This window comes from Phreatobacter aquaticus, assembly GCF_005160265.1.
In the GTDB taxonomy this organism is placed as follows: domain Bacteria; phylum Pseudomonadota; class Alphaproteobacteria; order Rhizobiales; family Phreatobacteraceae; genus Phreatobacter; species Phreatobacter aquaticus.
Genome location: NZ_CP039865.1, coordinates 428,508 through 446,664, shown reverse-complemented (window position 1 = coordinate 446,664; position 18,157 = coordinate 428,508). Strand labels below are relative to the sequence as shown.

19 protein-coding genes are annotated in these 18,157 nt (G+C 67.0%); 7 read left to right on the top strand and 12 right to left on the bottom strand.

What is annotated here, in order from left to right; genetic code table 11:
• Positions 1 to 133 precede the first annotated feature (133 nt).
• From E8L99_RS01955 to E8L99_RS01905, 11 genes are all read right to left on the bottom strand, one after another.
• On the bottom strand, positions 134 to 850 hold the full coding sequence (locus E8L99_RS01955) for a DUF1028 domain-containing protein (RefSeq protein WP_137097970.1): 717 nt from the start codon (positions 848 to 850) through the stop codon (positions 134 to 136).
• A gap of 13 nt (positions 851 to 863) precedes the next feature.
• Complete coding sequence (locus E8L99_RS01950) at positions 864 to 2,666, bottom strand: gamma-glutamyltransferase family protein (RefSeq protein ID WP_252511235.1); 1,803 nt, start codon at positions 2,664 to 2,666, stop codon at positions 864 to 866.
• A 165-nt stretch (positions 2,667 to 2,831) separates the two neighbouring features.
• Positions 2,832 to 3,605 carry a short-chain dehydrogenase/reductase gene (locus E8L99_RS01945; protein WP_137097969.1) on the bottom strand — a complete coding sequence of 258 codons (774 nt, stop codon included), beginning with the start codon at positions 3,603 to 3,605 and terminating at the stop codon, positions 2,832 to 2,834.
• A gap of 179 nt (positions 3,606 to 3,784) precedes the next feature.
• Positions 3,785 to 4,582, bottom strand: a complete 798-nt coding sequence (locus tag E8L99_RS01940) for an enoyl-CoA hydratase (protein ID WP_215907042.1) — start codon at positions 4,580 to 4,582, stop codon at positions 3,785 to 3,787.
• A gap of 9 nt (positions 4,583 to 4,591) precedes the next feature.
• A complete protein-coding gene (locus E8L99_RS01935) occupies positions 4,592 to 5,785 on the bottom strand; it encodes a CaiB/BaiF CoA transferase family protein (RefSeq protein ID WP_137097968.1) in 1,194 nt (397 codons plus the stop codon).
• Positions 5,786 to 6,147: 362 nt separating this feature from the next.
• Positions 6,148 to 6,942: an alpha/beta fold hydrolase gene (locus E8L99_RS01930; RefSeq protein ID WP_137097967.1), complete on the bottom strand. Its 795-nt coding sequence runs from the start codon at positions 6,940 to 6,942 to the stop codon at positions 6,148 to 6,150.
• A gap of 2 nt (positions 6,943 to 6,944) precedes the next feature.
• Positions 6,945 to 7,319, bottom strand: coding sequence for a hotdog family protein (locus E8L99_RS01925; protein WP_137097966.1), 375 nt, complete (start codon positions 7,317 to 7,319; stop codon positions 6,945 to 6,947).
• The gene (locus tag E8L99_RS01920; protein ID WP_137097965.1) at positions 7,316 to 7,708 is read right to left on the bottom strand and encodes a MaoC family dehydratase; all 393 of its coding nucleotides are present in this window, start codon (positions 7,706 to 7,708) and stop codon (positions 7,316 to 7,318) included. The genes E8L99_RS01925 and E8L99_RS01920 overlap by 4 nt, the downstream gene beginning before the upstream one ends.
• Entirely contained in the window at positions 7,705 to 9,213 is a 1,509-nt protein-coding gene (locus E8L99_RS01915; protein WP_137097964.1) for an acyl-CoA synthetase, read from the bottom strand. Before E8L99_RS01915 ends, E8L99_RS01920 begins: the two co-directional genes overlap by 4 nt.
• Positions 9,210 to 9,983 (bottom strand): enoyl-CoA hydratase/isomerase family protein, encoded by a 774-nt coding sequence (locus E8L99_RS01910; RefSeq protein WP_137097963.1) that lies wholly within the window; start codon positions 9,981 to 9,983, stop codon positions 9,210 to 9,212. The genes E8L99_RS01915 and E8L99_RS01910 overlap by 4 nt, the downstream gene beginning before the upstream one ends.
• Complete coding sequence (locus E8L99_RS01905) at positions 9,976 to 10,596, bottom strand: TetR/AcrR family transcriptional regulator (protein ID WP_137097962.1); 621 nt, start codon at positions 10,594 to 10,596, stop codon at positions 9,976 to 9,978. The genes E8L99_RS01910 and E8L99_RS01905 overlap by 8 nt, the downstream gene beginning before the upstream one ends.
• 157 nt (positions 10,597 to 10,753) lie before the next feature.
• On the opposite strand from E8L99_RS01905, the gene E8L99_RS01900 reads away from it, so the two are divergent.
• The 5 genes from E8L99_RS01900 (at position 10,754) to E8L99_RS01880 (ending at position 15,883) form a co-directional block, all read left to right on the top strand.
• Positions 10,754 to 11,962: a substrate-binding domain-containing protein gene (locus E8L99_RS01900; RefSeq protein ID WP_391527467.1), complete on the top strand. Its 1,209-nt coding sequence runs from the start codon at positions 10,754 to 10,756 to the stop codon at positions 11,960 to 11,962.
• Between the two features lie 83 nt (positions 11,963 to 12,045).
• Positions 12,046 to 12,831, top strand: coding sequence for an ABC transporter ATP-binding protein (locus E8L99_RS01895; protein WP_137097960.1), 786 nt, complete (start codon positions 12,046 to 12,048; stop codon positions 12,829 to 12,831).
• Position 12,832: 1 nt separating this feature from the next.
• Positions 12,833 to 13,561 (top strand): ABC transporter ATP-binding protein, encoded by a 729-nt coding sequence (locus E8L99_RS01890; RefSeq protein ID WP_215907041.1) that lies wholly within the window; start codon positions 12,833 to 12,835, stop codon positions 13,559 to 13,561.
• Between the two features lie 225 nt (positions 13,562 to 13,786).
• Positions 13,787 to 14,809 carry a branched-chain amino acid ABC transporter permease gene (locus tag E8L99_RS01885; protein ID WP_137097958.1) on the top strand — a complete coding sequence of 341 codons (1,023 nt, stop codon included), beginning with the start codon at positions 13,787 to 13,789 and terminating at the stop codon, positions 14,807 to 14,809.
• 3 nt (positions 14,810 to 14,812) lie between these two features.
• Positions 14,813 to 15,883, top strand: a complete 1,071-nt coding sequence (locus E8L99_RS01880; protein WP_137097957.1) for a branched-chain amino acid ABC transporter permease — start codon at positions 14,813 to 14,815, stop codon at positions 15,881 to 15,883.
• 11 nt (positions 15,884 to 15,894) lie between these two features.
• On the opposite strand, the gene E8L99_RS01875 is transcribed toward E8L99_RS01880, so the two are convergent.
• Positions 15,895 to 16,134: a hypothetical protein gene (locus tag E8L99_RS01875; protein WP_137097956.1), complete on the bottom strand. Its 240-nt coding sequence runs from the start codon at positions 16,132 to 16,134 to the stop codon at positions 15,895 to 15,897.
• A gap of 234 nt (positions 16,135 to 16,368) precedes the next feature.
• Here E8L99_RS01875 and E8L99_RS01870 point away from each other — a divergent pair, with 234 nt between their 5' ends.
• Entirely contained in the window at positions 16,369 to 16,968 is a 600-nt protein-coding gene (locus E8L99_RS01870) for a TetR family transcriptional regulator (RefSeq protein ID WP_137097955.1), read from the top strand.
• 8 nt (positions 16,969 to 16,976) lie between these two features.
• Complete coding sequence (locus tag E8L99_RS01865; RefSeq protein WP_137097954.1) at positions 16,977 to 18,074, top strand: efflux RND transporter periplasmic adaptor subunit; 1,098 nt, start codon at positions 16,977 to 16,979, stop codon at positions 18,072 to 18,074.
• Positions 18,075 to 18,157: the final 83 nt, after the last annotated feature.

Genomic DNA, 18,157 nt, shown 5'->3' with positions numbered 1-18,157 from the left:
CGCGACCTCACGGCCGCGAATCTCGCCGACCCTGCCGTCTGGCCCCTGGACCCCCTTCCCTCGCCCTTCGGGCTCGCCGAGGGTGACGTGCGGAGTGTCGTCGAGGCCGGACGGATGATGGCAAGAGCTTCGCTCACGCGCTCTGCTCCTTGGCCAAGGCCGCCTGGATGGCGGCATTGATGATGGTACGGTCGACCGTGCCGGTCGGGTCGTCTTTGGTGGCGAAGAACTGCGCGAAATGAACGAAGCGCTCGCGGGAGACCTGTTCGAGGCGGGTCAGTTCGACCAGCGGATCGGCATGGTCGTCGACGCGCAGCGACAGGGCCGGGTATTCTTCGGTCTCGTGGATGAGGAGCGCCGCCGATTGCTTGCCGCGCTTGTCGCCACCGGCGGCCTCGCCCGCCTTCAGGGCCGTGATCAGGCGGCGGGCGAAGGGCAGGGTACCGTGTTGCTGGAAGGCCCGGGCGGTCTCGTCGATCACCTGCGGTCCCGCCAGCATGTTGCCGGCGACCGAGAAGCCGACATGGACGGCATGACCGCACCAGTCGACGCAATCGGTGCCGGTATGGGCGGCGAAGCTGCCGGAACGATCCATGATGTGCAGCTGGCGCTGGCTTTCACCGCCATCGGATTCAGTGAGCAGGCGGACGACGTCCTGAGCCGGCACGCCTTCGCGCAGCAGGCGCAATCCGCGCGGGCCATAGGTCGGGTTCATCAGCGCCTGGGTCGCAACCGCCCCGCCGGCCGGATCGATATGGGGCACGAGAGCGCCCACCGCGAAGAAGCGGGTCGCCACCGCGATGCCGATGGCGCCGGTCTGATGGTCCTTGGCGATGATCGACCAGGTCATGGTTCAGCGTGCCTCATCGTCCGATCGCATAGCCCTGCATGCCGCGCGGATTGGCGGCCGCCTTCAGGCGGTTGCCCTCCTTGCGGGCGCCGGTGAGCCGGCCTTCCGACCAGGGGCCGCCGACTTCGACCTGATGGCCGCGGCGCTTGAGCTCCGCGATCGTCGCCTCGGGGAACCGGCTCTCCAGCACGACGACGCCCGGACGGGACGTGCGCGGCCAGAACGAGCCGGGGAAATGCTCGGTGTGCCAGGCCGGTGCGTCGATCGATTCCTGCAGGTTCATGCCGGCATGGACATGGCGCAGGAACATCTGCGGAATCCACTGGTCCTGCTGGTCGCCGCCGGGCGAACCCCAGGCGAGATAGGGCGCGCCGTCGCGATAGGCCAGCGTCGGGGTGAGGGTCGAGCGCGGCCGCTTGCCGGGAACGAGAGCTGCCGGATGGCTCTCGTCGAGCCAGAACATCTGGGCGCGGGAGCCGAGGCAGAAGCCGAGCTCGGGGATGATGGGCGAGGATTGCAGCCAGCCACCGGACGGCGTCGACGACACCATGTTGCCCCAGCGGTCGATGATGTCGAAATGGACGGTGTCGCCGCGGGTATTGCCGCTCGGAAAGGTCTCGATATCGCCGACGGTGGGCTCGCCGGCGCCGGTCGCGCCGACCGCCACGCGCTTGCCGGAGGAGATGCGGGCATCGACCTTGCCACCCTTGCCGGCAATGGAGCCGGGGCGGAGTTCCATCGAGGCCGTGTCGGTGATCAGCCGGCGACGTTCGGCATTGTAGCCATCCGACAGCAGCGTCTCGATCGGCACGTCGACGAAGGTGGGATCGCCATAGAAGCTCTCGCGGTCGGCGAAGGCGAGCTTGGCGGCTTCCACGATGAGGTGGACGAAGTCGGGACCGGTGACGTCGAGCTTGTCGAGGTCGAAGCCCTTGAGCAGCGAGAGCTGCTGCAGGCAGGCGAGCCCCTGGCTCCAGGTCGACGGCTTGAAGACACGGTAGCGACCGTAATCGTAGTGGATCGGCGCTTCGATCGTGGCTTGCCAGGTTGCCATGTCCTGGCCGGTCAGCACGCCGCGATGGTGGGTTCCGGTGACGTCGAACACGTCCTGGGTGCGGCAGTACGTGTCGATCGCCTCGGCGACGAAGCCCTGGCTCCAGACCTTGCGGGCGCGCTCGATCTCCTCCTCGCGCGAACCGCCCTCGCATTCGCGCAGCACGCGCTCATAGGTCTCGGCGAGCTTGACGTTGGTGAAGAGATCGCCGGGCTCGGGCACCTTCCCGCCGGGCAGATAGACCGCGGCGGACGAGGTCCAGTGCTCACGGAACAGCTGTTCGACGGTGCGGATGGTGGCAGGGATGCGCTCGACCAGCGGATAGCCATTGCGGGCATAGCCGATGGCGGCTTCCAGCACGTCGCGCACCCGCATCGTGCCGTAGTCGCGCAGCATCACCATCCAGGTGTCGAAGGCGCCGGGAATGCAGGTGGCGAGCAGGCCGGTGCCGGGGACCAGATCGAGGCCGAGCGAGCGATAGTGTTCGATTGTCGCGCCGGCGGGCGCCGGGCCCTGGCCGCAGATGACCTCGGGCTTCTCGGTCTTCGCGTCATAGAGGATGACCGGCACGTCGCCGCCGGGGCCGTTCAGGTGCGGCTCGACGATCTGCAGGGTGAAGGCCGCGGCGCAGCCGGCGTCGAAGGCATTGCCGCCGCGCTCCAGAATGCCCATTCCGACGGCAGAGGCGATCCAATGGGTGGTCGTGACGACACCGAATGTGCCGTCGATCTCGGGGCGGGTGGTGAAACGGGGAGCGCTCACAGGGACTGGCTTTCGGGAGTTGGGAAGGCTTCGATGATAGGAGGCCTGGCGTTTGGTGCAATCCAGCGTTGAGCGCCCCGTCAGGGACGGCACGTTAGACGCAATCTGTATGCCAGACCAGACAAGCCGAGTGCGGCTTGCAGGGGAATTGTCGTCACGTTCGCGTCAGCCCTTGAAGGCGCCGCCGCCATCGACGTCGAGGATCGCGCCCGAGACATAGCCGCAGGCGGGCGAGGCGAGGAATGCCGCCGCATTGGCGATCTCCACCGGCTCGATGAGGCGGCCGAGCGGCAGGTCGGTCAGCATCTCTTCCCAGCGGCTCTCGTCGCCAAAGGCGGCCTGGGCGCGTTGCTTCGACAGCGACATGATGCGGTCGGTGCGGGTGGCTGCGGGGTTGATGCCGAAGACGCGGACGCCCCATTCCTGCGATTTGCCGCCGATGGCGCCCGTGAAGGCCATCAATGCGGCATTGCCGGTGGCGCCGCAGACATAGCCATAGCGTGGGCTGCGGCCGGCCATGCCGATGACATTGACGATGATGCCGGTGCCGCGGTCCTTCATGGCGCCAAGCGCCAGCTTGGTCAGGTGGATATAGCCCATCACCTTGAGCGACCAGGCGTCCTCCCAGGTGTCCATGGAGAGATCGAGCAGGCCGCCGCCGGGGATGGCGCCGGCATTGTTGACGAGGATGTCGATGGCGCCGGCCTCCGACCACAGCCGCTCACGCTCGGGGCCCTTCGACAGGTCCACTGCGATGGTGGTGATCGGACCCTGTTGCTTGGCGCGGACGCCGGCTGCTGCCGCCTCCAGCCGGGCCGCATCGCGGGCGACCATAACGATCTCGGCGCCCTCGGCGGCGAAGACCTCGGCGCAGGCGAGGCCGATGCCCTTGGAGGCACCGGTGACGAGGACGCGCTTGCCGTTCAATTTCAGGTCCATGGGGTGGTCCTCCGAGCCGTTGCCCTTGTGCGGGCTCTAGCCAATGCGTCATGCTCGCCCTTGTGGCGGGCATCCACGACTTATGGTTCCGTGCGACTGCCTGTTGAAGGCGTGGATGCCCGGGACAAGCCCGGGCATGACGGCGAGTGTGAACTCAAGCGCCCTCTCGGGCAGCGCGCTCACTCGCCCTTGAACACCGGCAGGCGCTTTTCGAGAAACGCCTTCTGGCCTTCCTTGTAGTCGGCGCTGCCGAAGCACTTGGCGATCAGCGCGTCGACGGCGGCGGCATCCTGCTCGGCTTCGGGCTTCGACAATTCGACCAGCGAGCGCTTGATGGCGGCGAGCGTCAGCGGCGCATTGGCGGCGACCGTCTCGAGATAGGCGGTCACTTCCTTGTCGAAGGTCTCGCGCGGCCAGGCACGATGAATGACGCCGGAGCGTTCGCCGTCGCTGGCATCGAGGATGCGGGCGGAGATGAGGATGTCGGCAACCGCGCCAACGCCCAGCTTCTTGATCATCATGCGGACGGACGAGAACCCATAGCCGAGCCCAAGACGCGCGGCCGGCACGCGGAAGCGCGAATCCGAGGTGGCGAACCGCAGGTCGCAGGTGAGCGCCAGGGCGCAGCCGCCGCCGAAGCAGATGCCGCGGATGACAGCGATGGTGGGCTTTGCCGCATCGTGGATCGCCGCCATGCCATTCGCCACCGCAATGTCATAGGCGCGCACGGCCTCCTCGCCGGTGCGCTTGGCACCGAACTGGGAGATGTCGGCGCCGGCGCAGAAGGCCTTTTCGCCGGCACCCTCGACGACGATGGCGCGCACCGAACGGTCGTCCTCGGCCTTTTTCACCAGGCCCGGAACGCTCGACCACATGTCGAAGGTCATGGCGTTCATCTTGGCCGGCTGGTCGATGATCAGGCGGGCGATGCCGTTTGCGGCCTCGTAGCGGATGGAGGGATTGGTCACTGGGGTCATGTCCTTGGTTCAGATGATGCTGGCTGAGCGGAGGCGGGCGATCTCGGTCTCGGGAAAGCCGGCCTCGCGGAGGATTTCGTCGGTATGCTCGCCGGATTCCGGCGTCGGTGTTTCAATGGCGGGCGATGTGCGCGACATGACCAGCGGCTGGGCGATCAGGCGGATCTCGCCGCGCACGGGATGGTGCACGGGGGCGGCCATGCCGAGGTGCTGGACCTGCGGATCGTCGAACACCTGGTCCATCGCGTAGATCGGGCCGGCCGGCACGCCCTGGGCCTCGAATTTGTCGAGCCAGAAGGCGCAAGGTTGGGTCTTGGTCAGATCGCCGATCAACGCCATTAGGGCGGGGCGGTTGGCATAGCGCTGGTTGGCATTGGCATAGTCGGGATGGGCGGTGAGGTCCTCGCGGTCGATCGCCTTGCAGAAGGCCTTCCACTGGCCCTCGCCACCGACGCCGATATTGATGAAGCCGTCGCTGGCGGGGAGCACGCCCATCGGGGTGGAGTTCGGGTGGTCGTTGCCGTTCTGCGGCGGCACCTTGCCATCGACTGTGAAGCTCGCCGCCTGGAAGTCGCACATGGCGATCATGGCCTGCAGCAGCGAGGTCTGTATCCACTGGCCCTCGCCGGATTTCTCGCGCTCGGCCAGCGCGACGAGAATGCCGGTCGCGGCATAGATGCCGGCGGCGGAATCGGCGACCGCGATGCCGGCGCGCATCGGCCCCTGGCCGGGAAAGCCGGTAATGCCCATCAGTCCGCCCATGCCCTGCGCGATCTGGTCGAAGCCGGCGCGGGTGCGATAGGGGCCGTCCTGGCCGAAGCCGGAGACGGAAGCCAGGATGATGCGCGGATTGATCGCCTTCAGCGTCTCGTAGCCGATGCCCAGGCGGTCCTTCACGTCGGGCCGGTAGTTCTCGACAACGATATCGGCGGTCTCGACCAGTTTGAGGAAGACCTTGCGGCCCTCATCGGTCTTGAGGTTGAGCGCCAGCGATCGCTTGTTGCGGTGCAGGTTCTGCATGTCCGAGCCGTGGCGGCTGCCGGACATGGCCTCGTTCGGATCGACGCCGGGCGGCGCCTCGATCTTGATGACGTCGGCGCCGAAATCGGCGAGCACGCGGCAGCAGGTGGGGCCGGCGCGCACCCGCGTCAGGTCGAGGACGCGCAGATGGTCGAGGGCGGTAGAGGGACGGGGGCGCGGCATGGTCGGCTGGTTCGCCTTGGCTGGTTTCCTGCTGGGCCGCCACACTAGGGTGTGGAGGGCCGAACGGGGAAGAGGGCAGCCGGCATGACAGGTCGTGGGCCGGACGGGGGATGGGGTGATGATCAGGGTAGTACGCGCTTGAGCGCGCACCCGCCACTCCAGCAGGATCGTCATCCCCGGCGAGGCCAAAGGCCGAGGGAAGGGGATCCAGGGGCCAAACAGATCCGAACCTGCAACAACGTCGATCCGGCGACGCCATGGGGGAGAGTGTGCGGCAAGCGGCTCCTGGACCCCCTTCCCTCGCTTCGCTCGCCGGGGGTGACGATTGTGTGCGCGGTAAGTTGGCGCTGCGACGAGCGTCGCTAAAGCCTCGCAGCAAACCCCATCAGCGCTGCGTTGAAGGCCTCTGCCTGCTCGACATGCGGCGCGTGACCGGCCTTCGGAATGGCGATGGACCGGCCATGTGGCGCGTGGTCGGCGATCCAGCGGCCGACATCGGGGCGGTAGAGCCGGCTCTCGGCCCCCGCGATGGAGAGGATCGGCACGGCCAGGCTCGCGACTGTCGCGCGGTGGTCGGCGCTGACCAGCGAGCGCCAGAGGCCGGCCATGGTGGCGCCGTCCTTGGCGGCGCAGATGCGGGCGGCGTGGCGATACGCCTCGCTTGCCAGATCGTGGCCCGGCGCGAACAGGGCTTCGGCGATCTTTGGCGCATAGGCCGTCCAGTTGGGACCCATGCGCTCGGCTGCGGCCAATGTCTCGGCGAGCGTCTGGCCGTTCGACAGGCCGAGCTGCCAATCCGGCGCATTCGGCACCATGGCGGTCATGTCGATCGAGACGAGACCGGCCAGTCCCGCCGTGCCGTGGCGACGGGCATGGTCGAACATGACTGTCGCGCCCATCGACCAGCCGATCAGCACGGCGCGGTCGAGCTGCTTTTCCGCCAGCAGGGCAGCGACATCATCGGCGAGGTCGGCGATGGTGATCGTTTCCTCGCGCGTTGCGCCCGGTTCGTGGCCGCGGAGGTCCGGGATGATCACCCGAAGGCCTTGCCGGCTCAGGGCATGCTGGCCGGCAAACAGGCTGCCATCCATGGACCAGCCATGCAGGAAGACCAGCGGCCGGCCCTGGCCGATATCGATGGCGGACGGGCGCGCCATGATCAGGCCTCGACCGGCTTGGCGACGTCCTTGATCAGGACGAGGGCGCGGCCCGAGGCGATCAGCCGGCCATCGGCGCCGGTGAGCGTGGTTGCGAGGTCGCAGAGATGCTTGTCGGGGCGCAGCCGGGTGATTTCGACGGTCGCGGTCACCTCCTCATCGAGGCGGGCCGCGGCGTGGAAGGCGATCTCCTGTTTGAGGTAATTGGTGCCGGGGCCCGGCAATTCGACGCCCAGCAGATAGGAGAACAGGGCGCCGATCAGCGGCTCGGGGATCGCCGTGATATGAGATGGCGCGGCACCGGCAAGCCGGGCGAAATCGGCGATATCGGCCGCGGTGTAGCTGCGCGAGCGGGAGGCGCGGTCCCCGACCTTCATGATGCGCTCCCGGTCTGCCAGGTGGCGGCGGCGGCGCAGACCGTCTCGCCGTCGCGGGCACGGGTGATGGTGAGCGTCAGGCTCGCGATCCCGTCGGTGATGGCGTCAACACTCGCTTCGCAGATGACAGGTTCGCCGGCGAAGGTCGGCGCCGGGAACATCAGCGACTGGGTGAGCTGGCGTCCACCGGGGATGTGCTGGCCGACCAGGCCCCAGAGCCTGGAATAGAGCAGCATGCCGTGGGAGACGGTGCGGCCGAAGCGGGTGCGGGCGGAAAAGTCCGGATCGACATGGATCGGGTTGTCGTCGCCGCTGACCCGGGCGAACAGGTCGAAATCGGCCTGGCTCAGGCTCATGGTCTGGCGAAACAGCGGGCCGGTGGCGATCATGGCAGGGTTCCCCCGGCCACGATGGCGCGCAGCACGTGCTTCTGGATCTTGCCGGCGGCAGTGCGCGGGAAGTCCTCCACCAGCGTCACGTGTTTCGGCACCTTGTAGGCGGCGAGATGGGCGCGCGCATGGGCCTTCAGCGTCTCGACGTCGCTGGTCATGCCCGGCCGCAGCACGATCACCGCATGGCCGACCTCGCCCCATTTGGCATCCGGCACGCCGAGGACGGCGGCCTCCAGCACGGCCGGATGGGCGTGCAGCACGATCTCGACTTCGGCGGGATAGACGTTCTCGCCGCCGGAAATGAACATGTCCTTGATCCGGTCGACGAGGTAGAAATAGCCGTCCTCGTCCTGCCGGCCGACATCGCCGGAGCGCAGCCAGCCACCGGGCGCGAAGGCCTTTTCGGTGGCTGCGGGATTGTTGAAATAGCCGGGCGTGATGCCGGGTCCGCGGAACAGGAGTTCGCCGCGCTCGCCACGTGGAACGTCGCGGTCGTGGATATCGACCAAGCGCACCTCGGCGAGGATCTGCGGCTTGCCGACCGAGCCGATCTTTTGAAGCGCATGGGCCTGGTCCATGAAGAAGACGGTGGGGCCCGTTTCGGTCATGCCCATGCCGTTGCAGACCATGACGCCGCGATCGAGGAAGGCGCGGATCAGGCTTTCGGAGAGCGGCGCGCCGCCGCAGCCGAAGGAGCGGACCGATGAGAAATCGGTGGTGGCGAAGCGGGGGTGCAGGCTGATCGCCTGATAGATGGCCGGCACGCCGAAGAACAGGGTGAGGTTCCCGGCCGCGATCAGGTAGAGCACGATGTCGGGCTCGAATTTCGGGATGATGTGCGACAGTCCGCCCTGGATGAACAGCGGCAAGGCATGGAGATTGATGCCGGCGGTGTGGAACAGCGGCAGGAAGTTCAGCGTCTGGTCGTCCGGGCCCATGCCGGTGCCCTGCTGGATGTTCACCGCATTGGCGAGCGCCATGCCGGGCGTCTGAATGACGGCTTTCGGCGCGCCGGTCGTGCCCGAGGTGTAGAGCAGGTACCAGACGCGATCGGTGTCCCAGGGCTCGACCGGACCGCTGGGCGTGGGCGTGGCATCGCGCCGTGTCTCGTAGTCGGCAAAAGACATCAGCGTCAGGGCGGGCGAGGCGAGGCGCTCGGCGAGCTCCCATGTCGGCTCGTCGGCGATCAGCAGTTTGGGCCGGCAATCGGCCAGGATGGGGGCAAGCTCGGCCGGCGTCTGGCGCCAGTTGAGCGGCACCAGGATGATCTTGGCCCGGGCGCAGGCGAACAGGATCTCGAAAAAGGCCGCCCGGTTGTGGCAGAGCACGGCGATGCGGTCGCCCTCGCCAAGGCCGAGGCTGGCAAACAGCGCCGCGGCTTGCCCGACATGGGCGTCGATCTCGGCAAAGGTGAAGCGCCGGCCCGTGGCGATCTCGGCGAAGGCGGTCTTGTCAGGCGTCAGCTCGGCGCGGCGGCGGCAGAGGTCGGGAATGGTCTTCATGCGGCTCTCCCGAGGAAGCGGGCCATGCCGGCCTCGGTCTCGTCGGTCTCGATGAGGCTCAGGAAGCGCTGGCGCTCGCGCTCCAGCGCGTCGGCGAGAACCAGGCGACGGGCCGGAGGTGTCAGCAGGGCGCGGGTGGCGACCAGCGATCCGCGCACCTTGCCCGCAAGCGTCGTTGTCCAGTCGGCGATAGTGGCGTCGAGATCGGCCTCGGCCACCAGCCGCGTGGCGAGCCCGAGCGCCAGGGCCTCGTCGGCGCCGATGCGCCGGTTGAGCATCTGGATCGCGGAAGCGCGGGTCACGCCGATCCGCTCGGGCAGCAGCGCCGTCCAGCCGCCATCGGGGGCGAAGCCGACATCGACATAATAGGACTGGACGAAGGCGCGCGGGCCGAAGGCGACCAGATCGGAAGCGAAGACCAGCGCGCAGGAGCCGCCGGTAACCGGTCCCTGCACGCGGGCGATCACCGGCACGGGGCAGTCGATCAGCTGCAGGATGACGGTGTTCAGCAGGCCAACCAGCCGGTCGGCATAGATGCGGCGCTGTCCACGCGGCAGATCGGCGAAGCCCGCGACATCGCCGCCGGTGGAGAAGCTGCGGCCATTGGCGGCCAGGACCAGGCAGGAGAGGGCGTGGGTATCGAGGCTGTCGATCGCTTCCGACAGCTCCTCGAGCAGCTCGGGCACCAGGCTGTTGTGGCGGGCCGGGCGGTTGAGGATGAGGGTCGCAGTTGCGCCCTCAACCGAGGTGAGAACCAGCGGCTCAGCCATGGCGGCGCTCCATCAATCCATTGGCGATGAAGTCGTAAGCCGCCTCCGCCGCATCGTGCAGCGAGGCCTTGGGGTCGTAGAGTGCGTAGCGGCGTCCCACCATGTCGGCGACGCCCATCAGCGCCCAGGCGCGCACCTCGGCATCGCCCTTGGTGATCTCGCCCTCGGCCTCGGCAGCCTCCAGCGCCTCGCGGTAATTGGCCGCGAAGGCGTCGTAATAGGCCTTGTGGACGGTCGCGTCGACGAACTGCGATTCCGCGACGACACGGTAGAGATTGGGATTGTCGCGCACGAAGGCGAGGAACGCGTGCAGGCCGTGGCGCTCGGCCTCCATCCGGCTGGTGGCGCCGGTCACCGCCATGGTGAGGTGACGGCGCAGCCTGCGGCCCATGCGCAGGACGAGCTCGCGCAGCACATCCTCCTTGGTGCGGAAATAGAGGTAGAATGTGCCCTGGGCGACATCGGCCTCGGCGGTGATGGCGGCAATCGATGCCTCGGCAAACCCCTTGGCGCCGATCTCGCGCTCGGCGGCGTCGAGAATCTTCTGGCGGGTGCGTTCGCCGCGTTTGGTCTTGGGCGCCGGCAATGGGCCCTGAGGATGGATCGATGTCATGACCGGCCAGCGCGTTTCCCAGAAGCTTCGTTTTGATTGCGTCATGGCGCCGTGGAAGTGTCGGGGCGCTTGACGAGAATTGGACCTGAGGTTAGCGTCACATGAAACATGACTCAAGTGTCAGTTTAACATTCGGATCAGGGAGGATCCTATGCAGATGATGAAAGCCGCTGCCGCGGCGTTTGCGCTCGCCTCAGCCGCCCTCGTCGGCCCGATCGGCGAAGCCCAGGCCCAGACCCGCGACGTCAAGATCTGCCTCATCGCGGGCCGCACCGGACCGCTCGAGGCCTATGCCAAGCAGACCGAGAACGGCTTCATGATGGGGCTGGAATTCCTCACCCGCGGCACGATGCAGGTGGGCAACATGCGCCTCTCCGTCATCGTCAAGGACGACCAGCTGCGTCCCGATCGCGGCAAGGCGCTGCTCGAAGAATGCTATGGCGACGACAAGGCCGATATCGCGGTCGGCACGACCGGTTCGCCGGTGGCGCTCGCCATGCTGCCGGTGGCGGAAGAGCACAAGCGCATCCTGATCGTCGAGCCGGCGGTGGCCGATTCGATCACCGGCGAGCGCTGGAACCGCTACATCTTCCGCACGGGTCGCTCGTCCTATCAGGACGCGCTCGCCGCTGCCGCCTCGGTGCCTGAGAACGAGGATGTGTTCATCGGCATGCTCGGCCTCGACACGGCCTTCGGCCGCGACGGTGTTGCCGCCTACAAGGCAGCGCTTGCCGCCATCCGTCCGCGCGCCAAGATCGTCGCCGAGGAATATGCCGCCGGCAACACCGCCGACTTCTCGCCCTTCGCCGAGCGCCTGTTCGGCGCGCTGCGCGACCGGCCCGGCAAGCGGGTGATCGGCTTCATCTGGGCCGGCGCCCATCCGATGGCGAAGTTCGTCGACATGCGTCCCGAGCGCTTCAACATCGCACTCGCACCCGGCGGCAACATCCTGCCGGCGATGAACGCCTGGAAGGCCTTCGCGGGCACCGAGGGCGGCATCTATTACTATTACGGCTTCCCGCAGAATCCGCTCAATGACTGGCTGAAGGCCGAGTACCAGAAGCGCTACAACGCGCCGCCGGACTTCTTCGTGGCCGGTGGCTTTGCCGCTGCCGCTGCTGTCGTCGCCGGTCTCGAGAAGGCTGGATCGCCGGACACCGAGAAGCTGATCACGGCTCTTGAGGGCCTGACCTTCCAGACGCCGAAGGGTCCGATGACCTTCCGCCGCGAGGACCATCAGGCGCTGCAGGACATGTATCACTTCCGCATCCGTCCGAACGGCCGCGACAACGACATGCTGGACCTGGTGCGTACCATCCCGGCTGCCGAAATGCCGCTGCCGATCACCGCGCGCCGCACCAACTGACCATTACGCCTGTCTCACGGCCCGGAGTGCCTTGCCGCTCCGGGCCGGAGCCTTTTCCAGCCCTTCCGCAGGCCCAAGCGACCATGCCCGAACCCGTCCTGGAAACGCGCGACCTGACGATCCGCTTCGGCGGGCATGTGGCTGTCGACGCGGTCAGCTGCGCCTTCCATTCCGGCACGCTGACGGCAATCGTCGGCCCGAACGGTGCCGGCAAGACCACCTATTTCAACCTGATGTCCGGCCAGCTCACCGCCACCTCCGGCACGGTTCTGCTGGGTGGCCAGGATGTCACCGGCCTTGGCGCCGCCGGCCGCACGGCACGCGGCATCGGCCGGGCCTTCCAGATCACCAGCCTGTTTCCCAATCTCTCGGTCATCGAGAATGTGCGGCTCGCCGTGCAGGCCCGCCAGCGCCAGGCCGCCAGCCTGTTCACCCGCTGGTCGAGCCATGCCGACTGGATCGACCAGGCGCAGGCCTATCTCGACGAGGTCAATCTCGGGGCGGTCCGCGACACGATGGCCGCCGCCCTGCCGCATGGCGACAAGCGCAAGCTGGAAGTCGCCATCATGATGGCGATGGAGCCAGAGGTCTTCATGTTCGACGAGCCGACGGCGGGCATGTCGGTGGACGAGGTGCCGGTCATCCTCGATCTCATCCATCGCCTCAAGGCGCGTGGTGACAAGACGATCCTGCTGGTGGAGCACAAGATGGATGTGGTCCGCTCCCTCGCCGACCGGATCATCGTGCTGCACAACGGAAAGCTGGTGGCGGATGGCGAGCCGGCCGAGGTGATCGCCTCCGCCGTGGTGCAGGAGGCCTATCTCGGCCAGGCGCCCAAGGCTCCGGCCGCAGGAGCAGCCCATGTCTGAGATGCCGACTACTGAGCCGCTGCTGACGCTCTCCGGCGTCCACACTCATATCGGCCAGTACCATATCCTGCAGGGCGTCGACCTCAGCCTGAAGCGGGGCGGCATGACCGTGCTGCTCGGTCGCAATGGCGCGGGCAAGACCACCACGCTGCGCACCATCATGGGGCTCTGGGCGCCGTCTGCCGGCACCGTCACCTTTGACGGGCGGTCGATCGGCGGCACGCCCACCCCCGACATCGCGCAATCCGGCATCGCCTATGTGCCGGAGACCATGGCGGTGTTCGCCGATCTGACCGTGCGCGAGAACATGATCCTCGCTGCCCGCTCCGGCCCGCTCGACCAGGCCCGGCTCGACTGGATCTTCAAGCTGTTCCCGGCGCTCAAGAAGTTCTGGCAGTTTCCGGCGGGCGTGCTCTCCGGCGGGCAGAAGCAGATGCTGGCGATTGCCCGCGCGATCGTTGAGCCGCGCCGTCTCATCCTGATCGACGAACCGACCAAGGGTATCGCGCCGGCCATCATCGAGGCGATGATCACAGCCTTTGCCGAGCTGAAGCGCGAGACGACGATCCTGCTGGTGGAGCAGAATTTCCGCTTTGCCGCGAGCCTCGGCGACGATGTCGCGGTGATGGATGACGGCCGCATCGTGCATCGGGGTCCGATGGCCGAGCTTGCGCGCGACGAGGCGCTGCAGACGCGGCTTCTCGGCCTGTCGCTCGATGCGCATCAGTGAGGGTGTGATGAGCTTCGAGTGGCGCGACCTGTTTTCACCTCTCCCCGACGGGGAGAGGTCGGATGCGTCAGCATCCGGGAGAGGGGCCGTGTGCTCTCCGTTTGGGAACTCGCCCCCTCTCCCGTCGCCTGTCGGCGCCGACCTCTCCCCGTCGGGGAGAGGTAAGATCGTGACAGCGTGCGGTTTCGGGACCATTCGTGGCCGGCATTCTGAAGGGTTCGTGCAATGACCGATGTTCCCGCGCCGGCTCCCTCCACCGAAGCCCTGCCGCATCTGAAATCCGATTATTGGCCGATTCTGCTGCCGATCATCCTGGCGGCGGCGGCCCTGCCGCTGGTCGGCAATCCGACGACCTGGTTGACGCTGACGGTGGCGGCGCTTGCCATGGGCATGATGATCTTCGTCATCGCCTCCGGCCTCACTCTCGTCTTCGGCCTGATGGACGTGCTGAATTTCGGCCATGGCGCCTTCATCGCGGTCGGCGCCTATATCGCGATGAGCGTGCTGGCGCTGCTGTCGGGGTGGATGCAGGTGGATTCGCTGGCCTGGAACCTCGCCGCGCTGGGGCTTGCCGTGGCGGTGGCCATGGTCGGCACGGGCCTCCTCGGCTGGGCCTTCGAGCGCGTCATCATCATGCCGGTCTATGGCCAGCATCTGAAGCAGATCCTGATCACCATGGGTGGCCTGATCGTCGCCGAGCAGCTGATCCACGTGATCTGGGGCGGTGACCAGAAGTCGATGCCGCTGCCTGCGGGGCTGCGCGGCGCCATCGTGTTCGGTGATTTCGCGCTGGAGAAATTCCGCCTGCTGGCGGTCGCCGTCGGGCTCGTCGTCTTCGTCAGCATGACGCTGGTGCTGAACCGCACCAAGATCGGCCTCCTGATCCGCGCCGGCGTCGAGAATTCGGAAATGGTCGAGGCGCTCGGCTACCGCATCCGGCGCCTGTTCGTCGGCGTGTTCGTGGCGGGTTCGGCGCTGGCAGGCCTTGGCGGCGTGCTGTGGGCTCTCTACCGCGAGACGCTGACGGCGGCGATCGGCGGCGACATCATGGTTCTGGTGTTCATCGTCATCATCATCGGGGGGCTCGGCTCGGTCGGCGGCTGTTTCCTCGGCGCGGTGCTGGTGGCGATGATGGCGAACTACACAGCGTTTCTGGCGCCGAAGATCGCGCTCGCCTCCAACATCCTGCTGATGGTCGCGATCCTGATGTGGCGGCCGCAGGGCCTTTATCCCGTGGCCAAGAGGTAAGCGATGCTCGGTTTCATCCTCTCAGGCGACTATCCGAAGAGCCGGGTGCTGACGGGCATCCTGGTGGCCATCGTGCTGGGCCTCGCCTTCGCGCCGTTCCTGTTTCCGGGCGCTGCCGCCATCAACACGGCGGCGACGATCTGCATCTTCATCGTGCTGGTGGCGAGCTATGACCTCTTGCTCGGCTATACCGGCATCGTCTCGTTCGCCCACACCATGTTCTTCGGCATCGGCGGCTACGGCGTCGGTCTCGCGCTCTACGGCATGAATCCGACCTGGGGCGCGGTCGGCATCGGGCTTGCCCTGGCGCTGGTGATCGGCGTGGTGCTGGCCTTCCTGATCGGTCTTCTGTCGCTGCGCGTGCGGGCGATCTTCTACGCGATGATCACGCTGGCGGTGGCCTCGGCCTTCCTGATCATGGCCACCCAGTTCTCGGAATATACCGGCGGCGAGGATGGCCGCTCGTTCCGCGTGCCCGAGGTGCTGCGGCCGGGTTACCGGCCGTTCTCCGGTCCGATCCTCGGCCTCGACATCACGGGACGGGTGCTCGCCTATTATCTCGTCTTCGTCGCGGCGATCGTGCTGTTCCTGACCGCGCTCCGGGTGGTCAATTCACCCTTCGGGCGCGTGCTGCAGGCGATCCGCGAGAACGACATGCGCGCCGAGGCGCTGGGCTACCGCGTCGTCTATTACCGCACCGTCGCCAATTGCCTCGCCGCCGCCATGGCGGTGCTGGCGGGCGCGATGAGTGCCTTGTGGGTGCGCTATACGGGGCCGGACACCACGCTTTCCTTCGCCATCATGCTCAACATCCTGCTGATGGTGGTGATCGGCGGCATGGGCACGATGTATGGCGCGATCGTCGGCGCAACGCTGTTCGTCGTGGCGCAGAACTATCTGCAGAAGCTGATGGGAACGGCTGCCGCCGCGACCGAAGGCATACCGCTTCTGCCGAAGCTGCTGCATCCGGATCGTTGGTTGCTGCTGCTCGGCGTGCTGTTCATCCTCAGCGTCTACTTCTTTCCCACCGGCATCGTCGGGCGGTTGCGCTCTTCGGCCAGGAAAGCCGACTGAACGCTGAAGGCCTACCGGCTGAGATTGCAGTGCTGACGGCCGCCGAAGCGCTGACCCTCTGTCCAGCACCCGGTTCGGCGGCAGGCGGTGACCTGGCGAGTGCAGTAATTGGCGCATTCGGGATTGCCGGCATCGCGGCATCGGGCCTGGCAGGTGGCGTTCCAGCCCGCGCAGGATGTCTGGGCCTCAGTCTCGCCGCCGGCTGCCACGAGCAGGGCGAGTGCCAGACCGGCCAATGCCATCCACCGCATGCCTGCCTCCCTTGAGCCTTGCTCTGCCGTTGGGGAACCCTAGCACTGGCGCCACGGCGAGGCCAAGCGGGAAGGCGATGGCAACTTCTCGTCACGTGGATGTGGCGTCACAGCCGGGCGGCGTGACCACACGCATTTGTTAACCGATCCGGGCTCCAGCGAAGCGGCGGGGCTTGCCTTTGTCCTGACATCTGATAAATTCCAAAAATCATCAGTCGTCACTCAACAGGCATCATGACGGTTCGCCCCCGCCTCTCCGCCGATGAAACCCGCGAGCGCATCCTTGTGGTTGCCGACGAGCATTTCCGTCGCGTGGGCTATGCCAAGACGGCGGTGGCCGACATCGCGTCGGCGCTGAGCATGAGCTCGGCCAATATCTACCGCTTCTTCCCGACCAAGGCGGCGATCTGCGAGGAGATCGCGCGCCGCCTGTTGGAGCAGTGCCATCAGTTGCTGCGTCAGGTTGCCGCCGAGAAGACCAGCGCGTCGGAGCGCCTGGCGAAGATGGCGCGCACCATCCACCAGTTCAACAAGAGCCAGATGTTCGACGAGAAGCGCCTCCACGACATGGTGGAAGCTGCGATGACCGAGAACTGGCACGTCGTGAAGGCGCATCTGGAGACGACTGTCGCCATGTTCGCCGAGGTTATCCGTGAGGGAATGGTGGCTGGTGAATTCGCCGTCCAGGATCCGATGGAAGCCGCGCTCTCGTTCAAGCAGTGCCATGTGAGCGTCTTCCATCCGACGCTGATCGCTCATTGCGCCTTTGATTTCGATCTTGACCAGCAGACCGAGCGGCTGAGCCGCTTCGCCATCCGCGCTCTGAAAGCCTGAGGTCCCCCATGATCGGCCAGACCCGTTCCCTGATCGCCGTTTCGCTCCTGAGCCTGGCGCTCGCCGCCTGCAATGACAGCAATGCCAAGACCGACACTCCGGCGGCCGCCACCACCCAGCCGCGCGCCGTGGTGGTCGAGACGATCAAGTTCGCCCCGCAGACGGTTGACCGCAGCTTTGTCGGTACGGTCCGGCCGAGAGTGGAGAGCGACCTCGGCTTCCGGGTGACCGGCAAGGTCGCCGAACGCCTCGTCCAGCAGGGGCAGCGCGTGACGCGCGGCCAGACGCTGGCCCGGCTGGATACGGTCGATCTGCAATTGCAGAAGCAGCAGGCCGATGCGGAGCTCGCCGCCGCAATGGTCAACCTGACCACCAGCGAAGCCCAGGACAAGCGCACCATCGATCTGCGCAGCGCCGGCTGGGCAACGCAGGCGACCCTGGACCAGCAGTTGGCCAAGACCGCCGATGCCCGCGGCCGCGTCGACAAGGCGAGGCGCGCGCTTGAGCTGGCGATCAACCAGCTGGCCTATACATCACTCGTCTCGGATGCCGATGGCATCGTGACCGCCACCATGGCCGAGCCCGGCCAGGTGGTTGCCGCCGGCACGCCGGTGGTGCGGCTGGCGCTGGCCAGCGATCGCGAGGCCGTGGTGGCCATTCCGGAGACCTTCCTGGAGCGGGTACGTACCGGCCAGGCCTCGGTGTCGCTCTGGTCGAACCAGACCAAGCGCTATGACGCGGTCTTGCGCGAATTCGCAGCTTCGGCCGATACGGCCACCCGGACCTTCCAGGCCCGGTTCACGATCAAAGACGCCGATGATGGCGTCGTCATTGGTATGACGGCGACTGTCACGGTCGGCGAGCCCGCGTCCGCCCGCGTGGCTCGCCTCCCTATCTCCGCGCTCTATGCGGAAGGCCGCGGACCCTCGGTCTTCGTGGTCGACGCGGCGACCGGCCAGCTGACGCTCAAGCCGGTAACCGTCGCGGGCTATGACGGGCGCGAGGTGATCATCGCCGGCGGTGTCGAGGATGGCGACAAGGTGGTCGCCCTCGGTGTCCACAAGCTCGACGCCAGCCAGCGCGTGCGCATCGTCGACAGCCGCTGACCGCCAAAGGTCAGCCAGTCCCGGCGCTCCGGCGTCTCATCCGCATTCTGTCCTCTTCTCCTCCGCGGAGCGATCTGCCATGT

Bases quoted from the DNA above. Each gene is read 5' to 3' on its own strand.
- E8L99_RS01955 (WP_137097970.1), bottom strand. From the start codon at position 850: ATGACCTGGTCGATCATCGCCAAGGACCATCAGACCGGCGCCATCGGC.
- E8L99_RS01945 (WP_137097969.1), bottom strand. From the start codon at position 3,605: ATGGACCTGAAATTGAACGGCAAGCGCGTCCTCGTCACCGGTGCCTCC.
- E8L99_RS01940 (WP_215907042.1), bottom strand. From the start codon at position 4,582: ATGACCCCAGTGACCAATCCCTCCATCCGCTACGAGGCCGCAAACGGC.
- E8L99_RS01935 (WP_137097968.1), bottom strand. From the start codon at position 5,785: ATGCCGCGCCCCCGTCCCTCTACCGCCCTCGACCATCTGCGCGTCCTC.
- E8L99_RS01930 (WP_137097967.1), bottom strand. From the start codon at position 6,942: ATGGCGCGCCCGTCCGCCATCGATATCGGCCAGGGCCGGCCGCTGGTC.
- E8L99_RS01925 (WP_137097966.1), bottom strand. From the start codon at position 7,319: ATGAAGGTCGGGGACCGCGCCTCCCGCTCGCGCAGCTACACCGCGGCC.
- E8L99_RS01920 (WP_137097965.1), bottom strand. From the start codon at position 7,708: ATGATCGCCACCGGCCCGCTGTTTCGCCAGACCATGAGCCTGAGCCAG.
- E8L99_RS01915 (WP_137097964.1), bottom strand. From the start codon at position 9,213: ATGAAGACCATTCCCGACCTCTGCCGCCGCCGCGCCGAGCTGACGCCT.
- E8L99_RS01910 (WP_137097963.1), bottom strand. From the start codon at position 9,983: ATGGCTGAGCCGCTGGTTCTCACCTCGGTTGAGGGCGCAACTGCGACC.
- E8L99_RS01905 (WP_137097962.1), bottom strand. From the start codon at position 10,596: ATGACATCGATCCATCCTCAGGGCCCATTGCCGGCGCCCAAGACCAAA.
- E8L99_RS01900 (WP_391527467.1), top strand. From the start codon at position 10,754: ATGATGAAAGCCGCTGCCGCGGCGTTTGCGCTCGCCTCAGCCGCCCTC.
- E8L99_RS01895 (WP_137097960.1), top strand. From the start codon at position 12,046: ATGCCCGAACCCGTCCTGGAAACGCGCGACCTGACGATCCGCTTCGGC.
- E8L99_RS01890 (WP_215907041.1), top strand. From the start codon at position 12,833: ATGCCGACTACTGAGCCGCTGCTGACGCTCTCCGGCGTCCACACTCAT.
- E8L99_RS01885 (WP_137097958.1), top strand. From the start codon at position 13,787: ATGACCGATGTTCCCGCGCCGGCTCCCTCCACCGAAGCCCTGCCGCAT.
- E8L99_RS01880 (WP_137097957.1), top strand. From the start codon at position 14,813: ATGCTCGGTTTCATCCTCTCAGGCGACTATCCGAAGAGCCGGGTGCTG.
- E8L99_RS01875 (WP_137097956.1), bottom strand. From the start codon at position 16,134: ATGCGGTGGATGGCATTGGCCGGTCTGGCACTCGCCCTGCTCGTGGCA.
- E8L99_RS01870 (WP_137097955.1), top strand. From the start codon at position 16,369: ATGACGGTTCGCCCCCGCCTCTCCGCCGATGAAACCCGCGAGCGCATC.
- E8L99_RS01865 (WP_137097954.1), top strand. From the start codon at position 16,977: ATGATCGGCCAGACCCGTTCCCTGATCGCCGTTTCGCTCCTGAGCCTG.